Annotated in this window: 21 protein-coding genes; 13 read left to right on the plus strand and 8 right to left on the minus strand. The window is 73.1% G+C overall.

Translation table 11 applies throughout. The features are described 5' to 3' along the window. The first annotated feature begins 37 nt into the window (after positions 1-37). Genes C8N24_RS07060 through C8N24_RS07075 form a run of 4 tightly spaced genes read left to right on the plus strand, consistent with a single transcriptional unit; the run spans position 38 to position 3,667 of the window. Positions 38-400 carry a copper resistance CopC family protein gene (locus tag C8N24_RS07060; protein WP_121249369.1) on the plus strand — a complete coding sequence of 121 codons (363 nt, stop codon included), beginning with the start codon at positions 38-40 and terminating at the stop codon, positions 398-400. Continuing rightward, positions 397-1,059, plus strand: a complete 663-nt coding sequence (locus C8N24_RS07065) for a DUF1775 domain-containing protein (protein ID WP_170178900.1) — start codon at positions 397-399, stop codon at positions 1,057-1,059. The genes C8N24_RS07060 and C8N24_RS07065 overlap by 4 nt, the downstream gene beginning before the upstream one ends. Further along, positions 1,056-1,748: a hypothetical protein gene (locus C8N24_RS07070; RefSeq protein ID WP_121249373.1), complete on the plus strand. Its 693-nt coding sequence runs from the start codon at positions 1,056-1,058 to the stop codon at positions 1,746-1,748. Before C8N24_RS07065 ends, C8N24_RS07070 begins: the two co-directional genes overlap by 4 nt. Continuing rightward, positions 1,745-3,667: a copper resistance CopC/CopD family protein gene (locus tag C8N24_RS07075; RefSeq protein ID WP_170178901.1), complete on the plus strand. Its 1,923-nt coding sequence runs from the start codon at positions 1,745-1,747 to the stop codon at positions 3,665-3,667. Before C8N24_RS07070 ends, C8N24_RS07075 begins: the two co-directional genes overlap by 4 nt. Here the strand turns inward: C8N24_RS07075 and C8N24_RS07080 are convergent. Next, positions 3,664-3,879: a hypothetical protein gene (locus C8N24_RS07080; RefSeq protein ID WP_121249377.1), complete on the minus strand. Its 216-nt coding sequence runs from the start codon at positions 3,877-3,879 to the stop codon at positions 3,664-3,666. The genes C8N24_RS07075 and C8N24_RS07080 overlap by 4 nt on opposite strands. A 39-nt stretch (positions 3,880-3,918) precedes the next feature. Between C8N24_RS07080 and C8N24_RS07085 the strand changes: the two genes are divergently transcribed. The 3 genes from C8N24_RS07085 (at position 3,919) to C8N24_RS07095 (ending at position 7,583) form a co-directional block, all read left to right on the plus strand. Next, a complete protein-coding gene (locus C8N24_RS07085; protein WP_121249379.1) occupies positions 3,919-5,910 on the plus strand; it encodes an ATP-binding SpoIIE family protein phosphatase in 1,992 nt (663 codons plus the stop codon). Then, the gene (locus tag C8N24_RS07090) at positions 5,903-6,241 is read left to right on the plus strand and encodes an STAS domain-containing protein (protein ID WP_170178902.1); all 339 of its coding nucleotides are present in this window, start codon (positions 5,903-5,905) and stop codon (positions 6,239-6,241) included. The genes C8N24_RS07085 and C8N24_RS07090 overlap by 8 nt, the downstream gene beginning before the upstream one ends. Before the next feature lie 70 nt (positions 6,242-6,311). Next, positions 6,312-7,583, plus strand: a complete 1,272-nt coding sequence (locus C8N24_RS07095; protein ID WP_245971781.1) for a patatin-like phospholipase family protein — start codon at positions 6,312-6,314, stop codon at positions 7,581-7,583. Here the strand turns inward: C8N24_RS07095 and C8N24_RS07100 are convergent. After that, positions 7,580-8,242 carry an anti-sigma factor gene (locus C8N24_RS07100; protein WP_121249384.1) on the minus strand — a complete coding sequence of 221 codons (663 nt, stop codon included), beginning with the start codon at positions 8,240-8,242 and terminating at the stop codon, positions 7,580-7,582. The two genes, C8N24_RS07095 and C8N24_RS07100, sit on opposite strands and share 4 nt — an antisense overlap. Then, entirely contained in the window at positions 8,239-8,784 is a 546-nt protein-coding gene (locus C8N24_RS07105; protein WP_170178903.1) for an RNA polymerase sigma factor, read from the minus strand. Before C8N24_RS07105 ends, C8N24_RS07100 begins: the two co-directional genes overlap by 4 nt. A gap of 125 nt (positions 8,785-8,909) precedes the next feature. Between C8N24_RS07105 and C8N24_RS07110 the strand changes: the two genes are divergently transcribed. The 4 genes from C8N24_RS07110 to C8N24_RS07125 all read left to right on the plus strand — a co-directional run bounded on the left by C8N24_RS07110 (position 8,910) and on the right by C8N24_RS07125 (position 11,345). Further along, positions 8,910-9,905 (plus strand): HtaA domain-containing protein, encoded by a 996-nt coding sequence (locus C8N24_RS07110; protein WP_170178904.1) that lies wholly within the window; start codon positions 8,910-8,912, stop codon positions 9,903-9,905. Positions 9,906-9,910: 5 nt separating this feature from the next. Further along, the gene (locus tag C8N24_RS07115) at positions 9,911-10,447 is read left to right on the plus strand and encodes a hypothetical protein (RefSeq protein WP_147447675.1); all 537 of its coding nucleotides are present in this window, start codon (positions 9,911-9,913) and stop codon (positions 10,445-10,447) included. A gap of 61 nt (positions 10,448-10,508) precedes the next feature. Beyond that, entirely contained in the window at positions 10,509-10,691 is a 183-nt protein-coding gene (locus C8N24_RS07120) for a hypothetical protein (protein ID WP_121249390.1), read from the plus strand. A gap of 60 nt (positions 10,692-10,751) precedes the next feature. Then, positions 10,752-11,345 carry a LysE family translocator gene (locus C8N24_RS07125; protein WP_121252994.1) on the plus strand — a complete coding sequence of 198 codons (594 nt, stop codon included), beginning with the start codon at positions 10,752-10,754 and terminating at the stop codon, positions 11,343-11,345. Between the two features lie 48 nt (positions 11,346-11,393). Here the strand turns inward: C8N24_RS07125 and C8N24_RS07130 are convergent, their stop codons facing one another. From C8N24_RS07130 to C8N24_RS07145, 4 genes are read right to left on the minus strand one after another with little or no spacing between them, the layout of a single operon-like run. Then, positions 11,394-12,344, minus strand: a complete 951-nt coding sequence (locus tag C8N24_RS07130) for a hypothetical protein (protein WP_121249392.1) — start codon at positions 12,342-12,344, stop codon at positions 11,394-11,396. 21 nt (positions 12,345-12,365) lie between these two features. After that, positions 12,366-12,938: a hypothetical protein gene (locus C8N24_RS07135; protein WP_121249394.1), complete on the minus strand. Its 573-nt coding sequence runs from the start codon at positions 12,936-12,938 to the stop codon at positions 12,366-12,368. Then, positions 12,935-14,137 (minus strand): hypothetical protein, encoded by a 1,203-nt coding sequence (locus C8N24_RS07140; protein WP_121249395.1) that lies wholly within the window; start codon positions 14,135-14,137, stop codon positions 12,935-12,937. The genes C8N24_RS07135 and C8N24_RS07140 overlap by 4 nt, the downstream gene beginning before the upstream one ends. After that, the gene (locus tag C8N24_RS07145; RefSeq protein WP_121249396.1) at positions 14,130-15,704 is read right to left on the minus strand and encodes a hypothetical protein; all 1,575 of its coding nucleotides are present in this window, start codon (positions 15,702-15,704) and stop codon (positions 14,130-14,132) included. The genes C8N24_RS07140 and C8N24_RS07145 overlap by 8 nt, the downstream gene beginning before the upstream one ends. Positions 15,705-15,879: 175 nt before the next feature. On the opposite strand from C8N24_RS07145, the gene C8N24_RS07150 reads away from it, so the two are divergent. Continuing rightward, positions 15,880-16,173, plus strand: coding sequence for a helix-turn-helix transcriptional regulator (locus C8N24_RS07150; RefSeq protein ID WP_170178905.1), 294 nt, complete (start codon positions 15,880-15,882; stop codon positions 16,171-16,173). Continuing rightward, a complete protein-coding gene (locus C8N24_RS07155) occupies positions 16,166-17,443 on the plus strand; it encodes a type II toxin-antitoxin system HipA family toxin (protein ID WP_121249398.1) in 1,278 nt (425 codons plus the stop codon). The genes C8N24_RS07150 and C8N24_RS07155 overlap by 8 nt, the downstream gene beginning before the upstream one ends. On the opposite strand, the gene C8N24_RS07160 is transcribed toward C8N24_RS07155, so the two are convergent. Then, entirely contained in the window at positions 17,440-18,483 is a 1,044-nt protein-coding gene (locus C8N24_RS07160) for an iron-siderophore ABC transporter substrate-binding protein (protein WP_121249399.1), read from the minus strand. The two genes, C8N24_RS07155 and C8N24_RS07160, sit on opposite strands and share 4 nt — an antisense overlap. Between the last annotated feature and the right edge of the window lie 50 nt (positions 18,484-18,533).

The following is an 18,533-nucleotide window of genomic DNA, read 5'->3' on the forward strand; positions in this document are numbered from 1 at the left end:
CGCGTGTGCGCGCCGTCCAACGGAAGAAGGAACTCAGATGCGCAAGCAAGTCACCACGGCACTGGCGGCCACGGCCGCCGTCTCGGCGATCGTCACCGCGACCGCCTTTGCCCACACCGAGGTCAAGTCGACCTACCCGAGCAAGAACCAGTCGGTCTCCAAGAAGCTGAGCAAGGTCACCGTGACCTTCTCGGGGCAGATCCGCAGCGGCACGATCAAGGTCACGGGGCCGAGCGGGACGATCTCGTCCGGCAAGGGCGGCCGCGACCCGCGCGACGTCAAGCGCATCGCCGTGCCGATCAAGTCGTCCAAGAAGGCCGGCACGTACACCGCCAAGTGGACGATGAAGGCCGCCGACGGCCACACGCAGTCCGGCACCTTCAAGTTCAAGATCAAGTGATCCGGCGCGCCCTGCTTGCCACGGCCGCGACGACGCTCGTCGCCGCGGCTCCCGCGTCCGCGCACGTGCAGGTCCGCCCGGCGCTCGTCGCGCCCGGCGACCCCGTGCTCTTCGAGGTGATCGTGCCGAACGAGCGCGACGCCCACACGACCGAGGTCACGCTTCAGGTCCCGAAGGACCTGATCCCGTTCTCGTTCGCCGAGCCGGACGGATGGACGCGCGAGAACAAGGAGGGCGCGGACGGCAGCCTGGAGACGATCACGTGGAAGGGCGAGCTGGCCGAGGACGGCTTCGCGCGCTTCTCGTTCCTCGCCTCCACGCCCGAGCAGGAGGGTGAGATCTCCTGGAAGTCGATCCAGACGTACGACGACGGGTCCGTGTCGCGGTGGATCGGCGCCGCGGACTCCGAGAACCCGGCCGCGGTGACGACGGTCAGCGCGGACGCGCCGCGCCAGAACGCGGGCGGCGAGGGCGCGGAGGCCGCGACCGAAGGCTCCGCCACCGCCACGCCGGCCGCCGACACCACCGACGCCGCGCCCGCCGCGGCGACGGTCGCCGAGGACTCCGACTCCCCGCTGCCCCTGATCCTCTCGATCGTGGCCGTGGCGCTCGCCGCCGCGGCCGTCCTCCTGCAACTGCTCCGCCGCCGCACACCATGATCAAGCCCGCTGCACTGCTCGCCCTCGTCGCCCTGCTGCTTGCCGCTCCGGTGGCGATGGCCCACGAAGGCAACCCGAACTACCGCTCCGTGGTCAAGGGCATCACGCCCGCCACCAAGGGCGTCACGGTCGAGATCCTCAACTTCGACGACCGCGTCCTGCTGCACAACACGAGCGGCAAGGACGTCGAGGTGTTCGGCTACGAGAACGAGCCCTACGCCCAGGTCAAGGCCGACGGCACGGTGCTCCTGAACACCAACTCGAAGGCCTACTACCTCAACGAGGACCGCCAGGGCGAGGCCGCGGTGCCGCAGAACCTCGCGTCCGAGCCCAACTGGAAGGAGCAGTCCAAGAGCGGCCGCTTCGAGTGGCACGACCATCGCATGCACTGGATGGGCGAGGGCGACCCGCCCGCGCTGACGGACAAGGGCAAGGAGACGGTGATCTACGACAACTGGCAGATCCCGATCTCGATCGGCGGCCAGAAGGGCGAGGTCACGGGCACGCTGACGTGGGTGCCGCTGGACGGCGGCGGCCTGCCGATCGGCGCGATCTTCGGCTTCGCCGCGCTGCTGATCGTCCTGTCGATCGCCGTCTTCGTCGTGCGTCGTCGTCGCTCGGCCGACGACGGCGGTGACGGTGGCGAGTCCGCCGAGCAGCCGAAGAAGGGGCCCGTCGAAGCATGGTGAGGCGGGCGCTCGCCCTGGTCCTGGTGCTCCTCGCGGAGCTGGTCGCGCCGGCTTCGGCGCTGGCCCACGCGACGCTGCAGTCGACCCTTCCGGAGCGCGGCCAGAAGCTGGACGCCGCGCCCAAGGAGGTCGTCTTCATCTTCGACGAGTCCGTCGAGGGGGCGTTCGGCGCGCTGCGCGTGTTCGACGCGAGCGGCAAGGAGGTCCAGACGGGCGAGGCCTTCCATCCGGACAACCGCGGCGAGCGGATCGCCATCAAGCTCAAGCCCGGCCTCGGCGACGGCACCTACACCGCGACCTACCGCGTCGTGTCCGCCGACGGGCACCCGATCTCGTCCGGCTTCGTCTTCACCGTCGGCGAGGGCGCCGCGCCCGCGCAGTCGCTGGACGAGCTGCTGGGCTCGGGCACGTCCGCGCCGGTCACCAACACGGCCCTCGCGATCGCGCGCGGGCTCCAGTACAGCGCGATCGCCCTCGGCCTCGGCGCCCTGATCTTCTTCCTCGTCTGCTGGCGCCCGGTCGGCCGCGTCTCGCGCCCGTTCACCGCCCGCCTGGAGAAGCTCCTGCTCGTCGCCGGCGTCGTCGGCTTCGTGTCCGCGCTGCTCGCGGTGATCCTCCAGGGCGCGATCGGCTCCGGCGAGTCCTTCTGGAACGCCGCCCGCCCCGACGTCTTCACCGAGGTCCTCGGCACCCGGTTCGGCCGCGCCTGGGGCATCGGCGCCGCCGTCTGGCTGGTCGTGCTCGCCGTGCTGGCGACACGCCCGCTGCGCGAGGCCGGCAACGGCCACGCGAGCGCGCCCGAGGACGCGGCCGGCAACGGCGGCGGAACCGCGCCGGCGGGTGACACCGGCAACGGCGGCGCCGCGCCCGCAGGCCGCGCCGGCAACGGCGGCGCCGCGCCCGCAGGCCGCGCCGGAGCCGCGCCGACCGGCGCCCTCGCCGCGACCGCCCTCGCCGCGCCCGCGGCCGCCGCCCCCGCCCTCGCGGCGGCGACCCGCCCGCGCCCCGTGCTGTCCACGCCCAAGCTCGTCGCGCTCGCCGTGCCGCTCTTCGCGCTCGCCCTGCTGCCGTCGCTCGGCGGGCACACCAGCGTGCAGAAGCCGGTCGCGGTGCTGATGCCGATGAACGTGCTGCACGTGCTCGCGATGGCCGCGTGGCTCGGCGGCGTCGCCGTGCTCGTGCTGGCGCTGCGCGCGGCCACCGCGAGCGTGTCGCCCGAGGAGCGCACGCCACTGCTCGCGACCGTCGTCGGGCGCTTCTCCACGCTCGCCGGGCCCGCGCTCGCCGTGCTGCTGATCTCGGGCTCCGTTCAGGGGATCATCGAGGTCGGGCGCTTCGGCGCGCTGCTGGACACGCCGTTCGGCCGATCGGTGCTGATCAAGATCGCCGTCGCGCTGCTGATCGTCGCCGCGGGGGCCTACAACCGACAGAAGCTCGTTCCCGCGCTCAAGCGGCTCACCGGCTCACCGGGCCAGACGGGTGTGCTGCTGCGGCGGATCCTCGTCGCCGAGCTCGTGCTCGGCGTGATCGCGCTGGGCGCGACCGGCGCGCTGTCGAGCTACGCGCCGTCCACCGCGCAGTCGGCGGGCCCGTTCTCGACCACGGTCAACGTCGGCCCGGCCCGCGTCGAGGTCACCGTCGACCCCGCCCGCGTCGGCCCCAACGAGACGCACGTCTACCTCTTCGACCGCAAGACCGGCGCGCCCTACGAGGCGACGAAGGAGCTGCGGCTCACGGCCGAGATGCCGTCCAAGCAGATCGCCAAGATCACGCTCGAGCCGAACGTCGCCGGCCCCGGCCACTACGTCGTGAACGCGGCGAGCCTGGGCGTGGCGGGCGACTGGACGATGGAGATCACCGTGCGGGTCTCCGACTTCGACGAGTACACCTCGAAGTTCGAGGTGCCGATCGACGGCTAGCGCACCGTTCTACGCAGCAGCACGAAGCAGATCGCGGCGATCACGAGCGCGAGGATCGGCAGGCCGGCGCCGATGATGCCGAGGATCGCGAGGACGATCCCCACGGTGCCGATCAACCCGAATGCGCCGGTCGCGAGCACGAGTTGGTAGGCGCGGTCGGCGCGCTGCTTGCGGGAGGGGCGGGAACCGCCGCGGCGTTCGAGATCGCTCATCGCCGTTAAGGATGCCACGGGTCAATACGATCCCGCCCGATGAGCGACCCGCTCCGCTCACTGGCGGACGCTGCACGCGCGGTCACGGCCGCCGCGACCGACCAAGCTGTGCTGGACATCGTCGCGGCCGCCGCGCGCGACGTGATCGGTGCGCGTCAGGCCGTCGCCCGACGCGGGCCCAACGGCGCGCCGCACGGCCCGCGGCTCGTCGCGCCGCTCGTGGCCCGTTACGGCTCCAGCCTCGGGCTGCTGGAGCTGTGGGACAAGGACGGGGCGTTCACGCGCGACGACGAGACGATCGTGGCCGCGCTCGCGCAGATGGCCGCGAACGCGATCGAGACGCTCGAGCTGCTCAACCGCGAGCACGCGGCGCGCCTGGAGGCCGAGGAGACCGGCCGGCGGCTGCTGCTCGAGAAGCAGCGCGCGGAGGCGCTGCACCGCGTCGGGCAGGCGATCTCGCGCCGGCTCGAGCTGCAGGAGATCGTGCAGCTGGCGACGGACGCGGCGCGTGAGCTGACCCCCGCGCAGTTCGGCGCCTTCTTCTACAACGTGCTCTCGGACGCGGGCGAGGCGTACATGCTCTACACGCTCTCGGGCGTGGAGCGCAGCGTGTTCGAGCGGTTCCCGATGCCGCGCAACACGGACATCTTCGCGCCGACGTTCAACGGCGAGGGCATCGTCCGCATCGACGACGTCCGCCAGGACGCGCGGTACGGCCGCAGCGCGCCCTACAACGGCATGCCCGACGGCCACCTGCCCGTCCGCAGCTACCTCGCGGTGCCGGTGATGGCGAGCGACGGCGAGGTCGTCGGCGGCCTCTTCTTCGGCCACCCGGAGCCCGGCATGTTCACCGCCGAGGACGAGCACATGGTCGCCGGGATCGCGGCGCAGTCGGCGATCGCGATCGAGAACGCGCGCCTGTACCAGGAGCGCACGCGCACCGCCCAGACGCTGCAGCGCGCGCTCCTGCCGCCCCACCTGCCGACGATCGACGGCCTCGAGCTGGCCGCCACCTACCGCGCCGCGGGCGAGGGCAACGAGGTCGGCGGCGACTTCTACGACGTGTTCGTCCAGGGCGACGGCAGCTACGCGCTCGTCGTCGGCGACGTGTGCGGCAAGGGCCCGCAGGCCGCGGCCGTGACCGCGCTGGGCCGCTACACGCTGCGCGCGCACGCGGTCGCTGGCCTGCGCCCGAGCTACCAGCTCCTGCGCCTGAACGACCAGCTGCTGCGCCAGCAGGCGCCCGGCTTCGTCACCGCCGCGCTCGCCCGCGTCGACCTCACGCCCACCGGCGCGGACCTGGAGCTCTCGACCGCCGGCCACCCGCTGCCGATCCTCGCCCGCGCCGACGGCACCGCCGCGCCGGTCGGCGACGTCGGCACGCCGCTGGGCATCCTCGAGCGCCCGGAGCTGCCGGAGATCACCGCGACCCTCGAGCCCGGCGACCTGCTCGTCTTCTACACCGACGGCGTGAGCGAGGCCGCCGCGCCGCGCCGGATCCTGACCGAGCACGACCTCGCCGCGCTCGTGGCCGAGAAGGCGGCAGAAGGCCCGCGCGCGGTCGTCGAGCACCTCGAGCGCGTCGCGGTCGAGAACGCCGGCGGCCAGCCGCGCGACGACATCGCCTGCCTGGCGCTGCGGATCGCGGCGCCGCTGCGCGTGTCCGAGCGGTTCCCCGCCGTGCCGCGCGCCGCGCACGACGTCGCCGACGCGCTCGCCCCGGTCGCGGAGGAGCTGGGCGAGCGGCTCGCGCAGGACGTGCGCCTGCTCGCGACCGAGCTCGTCGCCAACGCCGTCCGGCACACGGGCGTCGAGGACGGGACGGTCGCGATCGAGCTGCGGATCGCCCCGCGCACCGTGCACCTGAGCGTCTCCGACGACGGGCCCGGCTTCCCCCTGCCCGAACGCCCGATCGCCAACCCCGAGGGCCCGGGCGGGTGGGGCCTGTACCTCGTCGACCAGTGCGCCGCCCGCTGGGGTGCCGAGCGCACCGACCGCCACCGCGTGTGGCTGGAGCTGGACCGTGGCTGAGATCACCACCGAGCCGCTCGGCCCGGGAACGGCCGTCGTCGCCGTGACCGGCGAGATCACGTTCTCGAACGTCGCGGCGCTGGACCGCCAGCTCGCGCTCGCGCTGGCCGAGGCCACCCACCTCGTCGTCGACCTCACGGCCGTGGCCTTCATCGACTCGTCGGGGCTGTCCACGCTGCTCACGGCGAGCGCCCGCGCGCGTGAGGACGGCGGCACCGTCGCCCTCGTGCTCACGCAGGACGAGCCGCCGTCGATCTTCCGCTTCCGCGGCGTGGACCGCCTGCTCGCGCTCTACCCGAGCCGCGAGGCGGCGCTGGCCGCCGTGTCCTGACGCGCCCCGCACGATTTCGGCCCTGCGGTCCACACACCGCACGTCCTCCGGTCGGCACGCTGTCGCGACCGTGCAGAACGGTCTGGTCCTCCCCGGCGGCGGGGCGCGCGGCGCGTACGAGGCCGGCGCCCTCTCGATCCTGCTCCCCGCGCTCGAGGCGCGCGGGGAGCGGGTCGACATCGTCTGCGGGACGAGCGTCGGCGGCATCAACGCGGCGGTCGTCGCGGCCGTGGCGGCGTTGCCCGCGCGTGAGCAGGCGCTGACGTTCCTGGAGCGCTGGCGCTCCGTCCGCAAGGGGTCGGTGATCCGGCCGGTGATCGGCGTCGGCACCGGGATCGGGCTCGCGCGCCTCGCGGGCGAGCTGCTCGAGCTGCCGGGGCTGCGGGCGGCCTCGCTGCTGGACCCGTCGCCGCTCGCGCACAGCCTCAGCCGCTGGATCGACTGGGACGCGCTGCACGCCAACGTCGCGGGGCGCGCGATCGACGCGGTCTGCGTCGTGGCCACGTCGGTCGAGCGCGGCGTGCCGGTGGGGTTCGTCGAGAGCGCGGCCCGGCCACCCCGCGGCGATCACGAGATCGAGTACGTGCACACGCGGCTCGACGGCCGCCATGTCCGGGCCAGCGCCGCGATCCCGTTGCTGTTCCCGCCGGTCGAGGTGACCGCGCCGCTCGGCGCCGCGGGGCACTACGTCGACGGCGCCACCCGCTTGAACGCGCCGATCTCCCCCGCTCTGGCGCTCGGCGCCGAACGGGTCATCGTGGTCGGCTACGAGCCGTTCGCCGTCGCGCACCCACCCGGGCGCGCCGCCACGCCGCGGCTGGCCGACGTCGCCGCCAACGCGCTCGACGGGCTGCTGCTGGACCAGGTCGCCCATGACGTGCGCCGGATGCTCGCGGTCAACGCGTTCTTCGCCGAGCACGCGACGACGGGCACGTCGCGCGCGGCCCGCGCGTACCGCGAGGCGCAGGGCCGGCCGCCGTACCGGCGGGTCTCGTACGCCCTGGTGTCGCCGGAGCGGCGGGGCGAGATCGGCGCGCTGGCGGAGGCGACCTACCGCGAGCGCTACGGCGGGCTGAAGGCGCTGCGCTCGCTCGACTTCGCGCTGCTGTCACGGCTGCTCGGCGGCGGGGCCGCGGCCGCGCGCGGAGAGCTGCTGTCGTTCATCTTCTTCGACGAGGTGTTCATCGAGCGGCTGCTCGAGCTCGGCCGCCGGGACGCGCGGCGCTGGCTGGACGCGCACCCGGGGTTCTGGTCGGCCGACGCCGGCGCGGTCGGGTTCGAGGCGCCGGCCGTCAGCCCCGACGCGATCGCGCTCGACGAGTTCCGCGCGCGCCGCCGTTAGCTGGAGGTCGTCGGACCGCGCAGCACGGACACGCCGGAGTGCCCGGGGTCGCCGTCGCCGGCCTCGAGCGAGACGTCGAAGTACTGGAACGCGCCCGGGTCGACCGGGAGCGGCAGCCGCAAGGCGGCGGTGCCATCCTGGCCGACGCGGAACGAGCCGAGCCCGACGAGCTCCTTGTCGGCGCCGAGCAGCCACAGCTCGTAGAACTCGTCGCCGTCGGTCGGCTTGAGCCCGGTCAAGCGCACGGTGACGCGGTCGTCGCGCACACCGACCTTGCCCTTCGCGGCCACGTCGAGGTCGCCGACGGGTTGGAGCACGAGCCGGGTCGGCGGGTCCGGGTCACGGTCGACCAGCACGCCGAGGCCCGTGCCGACGGCGAGCAGCGCGAACGCGCACAGCCCCGCGACGACGGGGCGCAGCACGAGGCGACGCGACCGCCGCGACGCCGTCGGCTCGGGTTCCGGGAGACCCGGCAGCTGCAGGGGCGGCGGCGCGGCCGCGTCCCAGCCTTCCGCCGGGAGGCGCTCGAGCCGCGTGACCACCGGCCGCAGCGCGTCGACCTCGGCCCGCAGCCCGGCGTCCTCGGCCAGCGCCGCCTCGAACGCGGCGATCCGGTCGGGCTCCATCTCGCCCAGCAGGTAGTCGGTCGCGTCGTTCACGCGTCTGCCTCCAGCAGCTCGCGCATGCGCCCCAGGGCCCGGGTCATGCGGGTCTTCACCGTTCCGAGGGGCACGCCCGTCGCCTCCGCGATCTCCGACTGGCTCTGCTCGAGGTAGAAGCGCCGTCGCAGCAGGTCCGCCTCTTCCGGCGGGAGCTGGTCGAGCACGCCGACCAGCCGCCACTGCTCGAGCAGCTCGTCGATGCGCGCCGCTTCGGCGCCGTCCGCGAGCGCGACCGCCGACACGGGGTCACGCGGCTCGGGCACGCGCCGGCGCAGATGGTCGACCGCACGGCTGCGCGCGATCGTGAGCAGCCACGCGAGCAGGTTGCCGCGCGCCGGGTCGTAGCGGTCGCCGCGCTGCCAGGCCTCCAGGAACACCTGCTGCTGGACGTCCTCGGCGGCCGCGCGGTCGCCCAGCAGGCGCAGGAGGAAGCCGAACGTGGTGCGGCCGTGCAGCGCGTAGAGCTCGCGGACCGCCGCGGGGTCACGGCGTGCCAGGCGCTTGATGAGGCGCCGCTCTGCCCGGTCTTCGAAGGCCACGTCGACCCGCATCTTGCCATGCCCGTCTCTACGTGGCGCATCCGCACCCGGTTGTGCCAAATCCGATCTTGGCGCACCACGCGTATGGCCAGGCACAAACGTCATCCGACCCTTCGGAGGAGTCCTTGACCAGAAACCTCATCGCCGGGGCCGCGGCTGTCCTGCTGCTGGCCGCGGCGCCCGCTGCGCATGCTCAGACCCCGCTCGCGTCAGGCACCACGACGCTGAAGCTGGACCGCGCCGTCGCCCGCACGCTGAGCGCGAACGGCGTCCGCGTCGCGCCGATCAAGCCCGCGCGCGGCAACGTGTCGTTCCCGGTCACCGGCGGGTCGCTGGACGGTGCGCGCGGCACGATCGAGCACTCCGGCGGCCTGCGCTTCTCGGCCGGCGGCAAGTCGCTGAGCGCCCGCTCATTCACGATCAAGCTGGCGCGCAGGTCGACCCTCACCGCTCGTGTCGGCAGCACGCGCGTGACGCTGCTGACCGTTGACGCCAAGCGCGCCAAGATCACCCGCGCGGGCCTCGCCACGCGGATCTCGGGCGTGCGCGTCGCGCTCAGCGCCGCGGCCGCCAAGGCGCTCAACCGGACGTTCGGCGTGCACCTGTTCCGCGCCGGGCTGGAGCTGGGCAGCGTCAGCGTGCGCGTCGAGCCGGAGACGGTCTCGCTCGCGTCCGGCTCCACCTCGCTCACGCTCGACCCGGGCGCCGGCGCCGCGCTGCAGAGCCTCGGGATCGCCGCCGCCCCGATCGGCAGCGACGCGCTCGCGTTCCCGATCACGGGCGGGAGCGTCAACGCGAAGACGTACGCCGGCACGATCGAGCACTCCGGCGGGATCGCGCTGACCAAGGGCGCCACGCGCGTCGAGCTGACGAGCTTCACCATCGGCATCGACGACACGCCGGAGCTGACCGCGCTCGTCGGCGGGCAGCGCGTGCCGATCCTGAGCGTCGACCTGTCGGCGCTGAAGGCGTCGGTCAAGGGCCGCACGATCACGCTCGACGGCGCCGCCCTGAAGCTCACCGCCGCGGCCGCCGGCGCCCTCAACCAGGCGTTCGGCACGACCGCGTTCACCGAAGGCCTGCTGCTCGGCACGGCCACCGTCAAAGCCACCGCGGAGTGATGATCATGCGCAAGCTCTTCTCCACCGTCGCCGCCTTCCTGCTGCTCGCGCCCGCCGCCGCCCAGGCGCGGACCTACGGCGAGACGACGCTCAAGCTCGACCCCGGCGCCGTCGCCGCGCTCACCGGCCTCGGCGTCGCGCCCGCCCCGATCGCGCCGGCCGCCGCCACGCCCACCGGCGAGCTGGCCTTCCCGATCACCAACAAGCCGTTCGGCGCGCTGCTGTCGGGCACGATCCGTCACAGCGGCGGGATCTCGCTGACGGCGGGCGCCACCACCGTCAAGCTCGAGACGTTCTACATCGATCCGCTCCGGCGCCAGCTCACCGCGCTCGTCGGCGGCACGCGCGTGCCGATCCTGAACCTGGACTTCGGCAGCGCACGGGTGGGCCTCAGCAAGGGCACGCTCAAGCTCGGCCCGGTGGGCGGCACGCTCACGCCGGTCGCGGCCGGTGCGCTCGACGGCGCGTTCGGGCTCGCGCCCGGCACGATCCCGCCGGGTCTGAAGCTCGGCGACGCGACCGTCCGCTACCGCCTGTTCTGAGGGGGGAGATCCGGCCGGGCGCGGCGCTTGCGTCCGGCCGGATCAGCTAACGTCTGGGCTGATGCTGTTGCTTGCCGATGCGGCTCTGTCCGTCACTCTCGTCAGCCTCGCGATCTGGGTCGTGCTGTTCCCGGTCCTGGTCCAGGGCGCCATTGCCTACGCGATCGTCCTCGCGCGCGGTGAGAAGCGCGAGAACGACGAGTACAAGGCCGCCCACGGCTACGGGCCGGCTGACCACAGTTAAGGGTGAGGATCAGGGTGCTCCCTCATGTGGGAGCACCGGGCCGCGACGAGGATCGCGGTCATGCCCTCCCCAGACCTCCTCGCCTTCTTCGCCGCCACCACCCTGGCGCTGCTGCTGATCCCGGGCCCGTCCGTGCTGTTCATCGTCGCGCGGACGCTCGAGCACGGGCGCCGCGGCGGGCTGACGTCGATGCTCGGCGTCGAGAGCGGCGCGCTGCTGCACGTGCTGGCGGCGACCGCCGGCCTCGGCGCGCTCGTGGCGGCCTCGCCGAGCGCGCTGCTCGTGCTCAAGCTCGCGGGCGCCGCCTACCTGGTGTGGCTGGGCGTGCGCGCGCTGCGCGGCCGGACCGACCTCTCGGCGGCCCCGGGCGGTGACGGCAGGCTCTACCGCCAGGGCCTGCTCGTGGACGCGCTGAACCCGAAGACCGCGATGTTCTTCGTCGCGTTCCTCCCCCAGTTCGTCGACCCGGCGGGCAACGTCCCGTTGCAGACGCTGATCTTCGGCCTCGTGTTCGTCGCGCTGGCCACGCTCACCGACACCACCTACGCGCTGCTGGCGGGCGCGGTCGCCGAGCGCGTGCGGCGCCGCACGAAGCACCTGTCGCGCGCGGCGGGCGCGGCCTACCTGGGCCTCGCCGGGTCGCTGGCGATCTAGTTGCGCGAGGAATAAACGTCCAGGACGTTTAACTCTCCTCGAGGACGTTCAACTCTCCACGATCGAGAAGCGCTCGGCCACGACGAACGTGTCGCCCAGCTCGAGCAGCGCCAGGCCGGCGCGGCCCGGGCCGGTGACGGTGAGGTTCGTGGCCACGCCGTGGTGATCGGCGACGTGGGCGTAGCGGCGCAGCAGCGTGACGGGGCCGCTCGCGAGGCGCCCGTAGCCGACCGCGAGCCGCGCCGCGAGGCCCTCTTCGAACGCGATGTGCCGCCCGGCCGCCTCGGCGTGCGCGGCGCGCAGGGCGGCTTCGAGCCGCTCGGGCTCCGCGGGCGCGCCCTTGAAGGAGAGCCCGCCGCGCTCGTCCGCGAACGCCAGCAGGCCCGGATGCTCGGCGTGCAGGAGCGCGGTGGAGAACGGGTCGCTCGTCGCCTGCCAGCGGACGGCGCCGTCGCAGCGCACGGTCCGATACCACGCGCGGTCCCGCCACGCGCTCAGGCGCACGTAGAGCTGGAGCGCGTCGCCGCGCACGCGCGTGCCGACGATCGAGCCGAGCGCCTGCACGCCCTCGTCGTGCAGCAGCGCGGGGATGTCGCCGAGGTCGCTGACGGCGCCCGGCGGGCGCTTGAGCTCCGCCGTCGGTGCCGTGGCCGGTCCGGGCCACAGCTGGAAGCGGTACTCGCCGCGGGCCGCCGACCAGCGGGCCCGGTAGTCGCCGTTCGCGATCCCGATCCGCGCCGCGCCGACCGTACCCGACGCGAACGCGATCGCCTCCGACTCCACCCGCAGCGAGAACTCGACCACGTGCTCCCAGCGCGCGAGGTCGGGCGCCGGCTTGGCGCCGTAGCCCTCGATCCGGACCGGGACGCCGAACTCCCCCACGCGCGGCATCCGCAGGTCCACGCGCGCCGGCGTGTCACTCCAGTGCGCCGCGCCGTCGTGGACGTAGAGGTGCCCGAAGTCGTACGCGATCTCGATCTCGGTCGTCCACGCCGGCATGCGGCGCGAAAGGTAGTCCGGTCAGAGTTGCTGGAGAAGCTGCGCGAACTCGCCGGTCTGCGGCAGCACGATCTGCGTCTCGGTCTCCTCCAGCTCGATCAGCTGGAGCTGCCCGCCGCGCAGCAGGTACAGGTTCGGGCTGATCGTGCCCTGCTCGCCGGCGGCGCCGAAGCGGCGCGCGAGCTGCAGCATCGGCGTCAGCACCGCCAGCGCACCGCGGTCGCGGATCGGGTGCGCGAGCACCACCTGGCGGGTGGGGACCGCGACGAGCGTGCCGTGCTCGGGCTCGGGCGGGTCGAACTCGTTCGCCCACAGGGCGTGCGTGGCGGTGAAGTACGACTCGCCGCTGAGCATCAGCAGCTCCGTGCCCGCCACGTCGTGGCGTGTGAGCTCGAGCCCCGGCTCGGCGCGCGTGTTGATCAGCCCGGCCAGGAAGCGCTCCTCGTCGTCCTCGCTCGGCGCGACCATCTCGATCCGGTCCGGGAAGTCCTCGGCGAGGACGAGCACGAGGTCCTCGGCGGCGCGCCGCGCGACCACGCGCTCGCCGTCGACCAGCGACCGCGGGACCAGGCGCACCTTCAGGTTCTCCGTCACGCCTCCAGTCTGCCAGCCGCGAAGCGCAGCGCCCGCTCGACCAGCTCCTCCTGCTCTTCGCGGTAGAAGCCGGCCGTGCGCAGGCTCCACAGCACGGCCACGCCGTCGCGCTGCTCGTACACGAGCTGATGCTCCGGGTGGCGCTCGCCGCCGGGCGGGGTGGGAGCGCCGTGCGCGGCGAGGAGCACCGCGCCGCGGGCCCGCTCGGCGGCCCGCAGGTTGCGCTCGGCGGAGTAGACCAGCCGCCCGTGCACGCCGGGCGCGAGCTCCCCGCGCATCACCGCGACCGCACGGCCGGGCACGCCGAGCGTCGGGAACGCGCGCTGGTAGTCGTCCGCGTCTTCCTGAGCGAGGCCCAGGCGAGCGGCGAGCCGCGCGTAGCCGTCGCGCCAAGCGGGGGTCACCTCGGGGTGGTGCGAGTGCGGCGCCGGGAGCGCGGTGGCGAACGGCTCCGCGGCTGACGGCGAGGCGGCCGCGAACGCGTCCGCGATCGCACAGGCGTCGCGCGCCAGCTCGTCCAGATCTGTCCGGTAGCCGTTGCTGCGCACGATCACGGTGCCCCGTAGCGCGAGGACCTGGAAGAACGGGTCCCCGGCGTGGCGGTCGAGCACGGGCGCGAGCCCGTCGAGCGACGGCACAGGTCCGTGCGAGCGCAGCCGCCAGCCGCCCGGCAGGTCCGCCGTGTCCGGGAAGTCGAACGGCGCGTGCCTGTCGCGCCGGTCGATCCGCGTCAGGAAGAACGGCAGCGCGGCCTCCGGCACGTTGATCGCGACGGTCGTCGTCGGGATCCACACGGCATGGCTGTCGAACGCCTCCGGCTCGCCCGGCTCGGTGCGCGGGTCGAGGAAGTCGCCAATGAACGGGAGATCCGTGCGGTCCGGCATCCACCAGCGGCGGCTCTTGACCTTCACCGTGGACGCGTAGAGCGTGCCGCTGATGTTCGGCGAGCCGGTCACCGGCACCTCGAGCAACTGGTGGAAGAGCACGCCGAAGCGTCCGCCCGGCAGGACGCCCCGGACCGCGTTGTAGCGGTACGCCTCGAAGCCGGGGAACGCCGCCGAGAAGCCCGCGGCGGACCGGCGGTCGAGCCACTCGAGGCCACGCTCGGCCGCGTACGCCTGCAGGCTGCTGGCCGGGTGGCCACGGCGCGCGTCGGCCACGTCGGCGCGCGCGAACGCCGCGTAGCCGTGGCTAGCCACGCCGGACCCGCTTGCTCGCGCCGGCGAGGACGTGGCCCTTGGCGTCCAGGGCACGCATCCGCACGAGGTAGCGGCCGCGCGGGAGCGCGCGCTTGAAGCTCAGTCGCCAGCTGCCCGTCCCCTGGACGGCGAGCCAGCTGCACGTCTTCGCCTTGCGCAGCGTCCCCCGCCCGCTCACGCAGGTTCCGCCCCGCTTGAGCGTGACCTGCACGCGCTTGACGGTTCCGGTCGAGCGGCCGCGCAGCGTGCGGGCCTTGAGCGACGCGAGCGAGACGGTCGGCTTCGGCGAGGCGATCGGTGTCGGCGTCGGGGTGACCTGCGGGGTCGCGACGGGCGTGACCTCCGGCGTCGCGGTCGGTGTCGCGGTGGGCGTCGGCACCACCTTCGGCGTGGGGTCGATCAGCACCACCTTCGCGGGCTGCACGCTCGTGCCCACGGCCGCCTCGAGCGCGCCGATGTCCCGGCGCTTGACGCCGTCCTGGTCGCCGTCGAGCGGGCGGCTGCGGTTCTGGAGGTCGATCCCGGCCTCGGCGCCCGGGGTGCCGGAGTCGATCAGCGCGCTGCCGGCGGCGGGCGCGAACACGCCCGCCTCGAAGCTCGGCAGGCCGAGATACGAGCGCGACAGGTCGACGTTGTCCGCGCCGGGCTGCTCGACCGGGCCGACCGTCCGCTCGGGCCGGAAGGCGCTGTAGCGCAGCTCGAGCGGCGCGTCGGTGGCCACGTCGGAGCCGAGGTCGGCGCCGATCAGCACGCTGTCGCGGACCGTCAGCCGCGAGCCGGCGGCACGCAGCGCGGTCGCGCCCTCCTGGCGCGCGGCGACGGTCGCGTGGCGGAGCGTGCCGGTCGAGTCGACCGCGTGCACACCGGTGCCGCCGCCGAACACGCTCAGCTCCTCCGCGACCAGGGCGCCGACGTCGCGCACGAGCACGCCGGTCAGCGTCGCCGACAGCGCCGCGTGGCTGATCCACACCGGCTTGCTCCAGCCGTCGACCTTGATCGCGGTCTCCGCGTGCAGCGACAGGTTGCGCAGCTGCAGTGGCAGCTCCGGCTGCCCGGCCGCGACGATCGCCGCCGACCCGGGCGTGTAGAACGTCGCCCACACGGTGTCGAGCTGCGCGCCGCGGCGCACCATGATCCCCGTCTGCTGCTGCACCCCGGGCGCGCCGTTGACGCTCACCCGCGTGAGCTCCGCGCCGGCCGCGACGACGTCGATCCCGATCGCGCCGTCGACCGCCTTGACCTGCACGCTCACGTTGCGCACGGTCGAGTCGCCGTTGGCGATCACGAGCGCGGTGCCGGTCTTCGCGACGATCCGCGCGCTGTCGTTCTCGGGTCCGATCACGTCGACCGGGTTGTTGGACGTGATCGCGTAGGTCCCGGTGAACGGCCCCTTGCCGAGGACGATCGTGTCCTTGCCCGGGCTGGTCGCGGCGGCACCCAGCGCGATGTCGAGCGTCGGCTTGGCCTGGCCGTCGCAGGCCGTGTCGACGCAGAACGTCGCGCCGCGTGCCACGGGCGCTACGAGGAGCAGCGTGAGGAGCGCTGCGAGCAGGAGTCTGGGGAGCATGACGGCGAGCCTGCCGGTTGCCCGGCCGGCCCGCCACGGGACCCCACCCTGCTCTTAACCCTGCTCGCCGCGACGTCGTCGTACGTTGACTTGTTGGAGTTGTCGCCGTACGACGACATGCTTATGGTGTCGCCGTACGTTGACACATGCAGATAGTCGCCGTACGCTGACATTCGTGCCGACGATCAACACGCTCAGGGACCTGGCGTTGGCTGCCAAGCGACGACGACTCGACCTTCATCTCAGCCAGGCCGAGGTGGCGCATCGTGCGGAGGTGTCGCGGCAGTGGGTGAACGCATTCGAACGCGGGAAGGGCACTTCCGAGCTGCAACTGGTGCTTCGACTGCTCAGCGCGCTGGATCTGCGTCTCAGCGTCGACGTGCACGGCGAGAACCAGGAGGTCGACCGGACCACAAGCAGACGGGTGGATCTGGACGCGGTGCTCGACGACCTTCGTCGACATGAGTGACGCGCTGGTGGTGCTGCTCGAGGACCAGGTCGCCGGGACGCTCACGCGGCGACGAGGCGGCGGTCTGCGCTTCTCGTACGAGGAGACGTACCGGGGCACCGCCGACGCCACGCCGCTGTCACTCTCGATGCCGCTTGCGCTGGGGGAGCACGGCGACGCTGTGGTCACGCCGTGGCTATGGGGGCTGCTGCCCGACAACGATCAAGTGCTGGAGCGCTGGGCGAAGCGGTTCCAAGTGAGTCCTGCGTCACCGTTCTCGCTGCTCGCGAGCCCGGTCGGCGAAGACTGTGCCGGCGCAGTGCGGTTCGTGGACGCCAAGGACGTCGACGGCGCGCTCGCACGGACGGGCACGGTGGCATGGCTCACGGATGAGGAGGTCGCGAAGCGGCTCCGCGATCTGCAGGCTGACGCGACGACGTGGCTCGGTCGCAACTTCACCGGCCAATTCAGCCTCGGCGGCGCACAGGCGAAAACCGCCCTGCTGCTCCAAGACGGACGCTGGGGCGTTCCCGGGGGCGCACTGCCCACCACACATATCCTCAAGCCCGCCGTCGCCGGCCTCGACGATCACGACCTCAACGAGCACCTCTGCCTCGACGCAGCCTCCCGAACGGGACTCATCGTCGCGCGTACCACCGTGTCGCGGTTCGAGAGCGAGACGGCGATCGTGGTGACCCGATACGACCGCCGCGAGAGTGCCCCTCGCGAGTTGACGAGGATTCACCAAGAAGACCTCTGCCAGGCGTTGGGCACGCCACCGTCACGCAAGTACCAGAACGAAGGGGGGCCGAACCCCCGCCAGATCGCGGACCTGTTCCGGGCCGTGATGCCGCCGTCGATCGCGCGTGACGCGGTCCAGCGATTCGCCGACGCCCTGATCTGGAACTGGTTGATCGCGGGCACGGACGCGCACGCGAAGAACTACTCGCTACTGCTGGCGGGCGACCAAGTGCGGCTCGCGCCGCTCTACGACATCGCTTCGGCGCTCCCATACGACGAGCATGAGCGCAAGCTCAAGCTCGCGATGAAGCTGGGCAGCTCCTACGACGTCTACTCGCGCCAGAATCCATGGCCGGGCGCCGCGCGCGACCTCGGCCTCGACGGCGACGCTCTGACCGCCCGGGCGCACGAGCTGGCGATGAGAGCGCCGGGGGCATTCGCTGAAGCGGCGACCGCGCCGGACGTGGTGGCGCTGGAGCGCCCGCTGCCAGAACGGCTCGCCGAGTTGGTGGCCGAGCGCGCGGCGCGATGCGCCGCGCTCCTCGACTAGCCCTGCTGGTCCGTCGACGTCTTCGGGTCGCCGTCGACGGCGGCCGCGAGGCGCGGCACGAACTCCTTCAGCAGCGTCGGCATGCTCAGCACCGACGGGAAGGAGAGCGCCTCGTAGACGCGGTCCTGCTCGAGGATGAAGATGTCCCGGCCCTCCTTGCGGACGCGCAGCTTCGAGTACACCGGGTCCTTCTTGATGCCCTCGGGGCCGCGGTCGCCGTCGGCGAACCAGACGAGCGTGTCGACGTCGATCGCGTCCGTCTTCTCGTCCGACAGCTGGCCGCCGAACTCGTCCTTGAACGCGTCCCGCAGCGACTGCGGGTACGTGAACCCGAGCGCCTCGAGCGTGTAGGTGCGCACGTCCTGCGGGCCGTAGACGAAGGTGCCCTGGTAGTCGGAGACGTTCGCGGCGGTCTTGCCCTTGAACTCGGGGTGCGCGGCGGCGGCGTCGGCGATCAGCTTCTCGGTCTCGTCGACGAGCTGCTGCGCCTTCTCCGGCTGGCCGACGGCCTTGCCGGCCGTCAGCTGCTCCTCCTGCCAGGTGGAGCCGTAGTCGACCTTGTCCTTGGGCTGCGCGACGACCGGCGCGAGCTTGGAGAGCGCGTCGTACTCCTTCTGGGTCAGGCCGGAGTAGACCCCGAGGATCAGGTCGGGGCGTTGCGCGGCGACCTTCTCGATCTGGACGCCGTCGGTGTTCGTGAGCACGGTCGGCACCGTCGCGTCGCCCAGCGCCTCCTTGGCCCACGGGAAGATCGCGCCCGGGTGCTTGCCGAACCACTCGGTGGTGGCGACCGGCACGACGCCCAGCGCGAGCAGCGCGTCCTGGTCACGCAGGCCGACCACGACGACGCGCTTGGGCTCGCTCTTGATCGTCGTCGAGCCGTACTTGTGCTCGATGGTCACCGGGAACGCGCCCGACTCGGCGGCTCCCTGCTGCTCCGCGGCGGGCTGGGCACCCGACGTGGACTCGGAGTCATCGGACCCGCAGGCGGCAAGGACGAGGGCGCACAGACATGTGAGGAAGATGAACGGCAGACGCATGGGTTAGGCCACCCTAACAACCTCCCTGTTAAGGTCGCGCTGCGGAATGA

The sequence above is a fragment of the Solirubrobacter pauli genome (genome assembly GCF_003633755.1).
GTDB classification, from domain to species: domain Bacteria; phylum Actinomycetota; class Thermoleophilia; order Solirubrobacterales; family Solirubrobacteraceae; genus Solirubrobacter; species Solirubrobacter pauli.

Bases quoted from the DNA above. Each gene is read 5' to 3' on its own strand.
- C8N24_RS07125 (WP_121252994.1), top strand. From the start codon at position 10,752: ATGCCCTCCCCAGACCTCCTCGCCTTCTTCGCCGCCACCACCCTGGCG.
- C8N24_RS07115 (WP_147447675.1), top strand. From the start codon at position 9,911: ATGCGCAAGCTCTTCTCCACCGTCGCCGCCTTCCTGCTGCTCGCGCCC.
- C8N24_RS07070 (WP_121249373.1), top strand. From the start codon at position 1,056: ATGATCAAGCCCGCTGCACTGCTCGCCCTCGTCGCCCTGCTGCTTGCC.
- C8N24_RS07130 (WP_121249392.1), bottom strand. From the start codon at position 12,344: ATGCCGGCGTGGACGACCGAGATCGAGATCGCGTACGACTTCGGGCAC.
- C8N24_RS07120 (WP_121249390.1), top strand. From the start codon at position 10,509: ATGCTGTTGCTTGCCGATGCGGCTCTGTCCGTCACTCTCGTCAGCCTC.
- C8N24_RS07155 (WP_121249398.1), top strand. From the start codon at position 16,166: ATGAGTGACGCGCTGGTGGTGCTGCTCGAGGACCAGGTCGCCGGGACG.
- C8N24_RS07080 (WP_121249377.1), bottom strand. From the start codon at position 3,879: ATGAGCGATCTCGAACGCCGCGGCGGTTCCCGCCCCTCCCGCAAGCAG.
- C8N24_RS07085 (WP_121249379.1), top strand. From the start codon at position 3,919: ATGAGCGACCCGCTCCGCTCACTGGCGGACGCTGCACGCGCGGTCACG.
- C8N24_RS07145 (WP_121249396.1), bottom strand. From the start codon at position 15,704: ATGCTCCCCAGACTCCTGCTCGCAGCGCTCCTCACGCTGCTCCTCGTA.
- C8N24_RS07060 (WP_121249369.1), top strand. From the start codon at position 38: ATGCGCAAGCAAGTCACCACGGCACTGGCGGCCACGGCCGCCGTCTCG.
- C8N24_RS07160 (WP_121249399.1), bottom strand. From the start codon at position 18,483: ATGCGTCTGCCGTTCATCTTCCTCACATGTCTGTGCGCCCTCGTCCTT.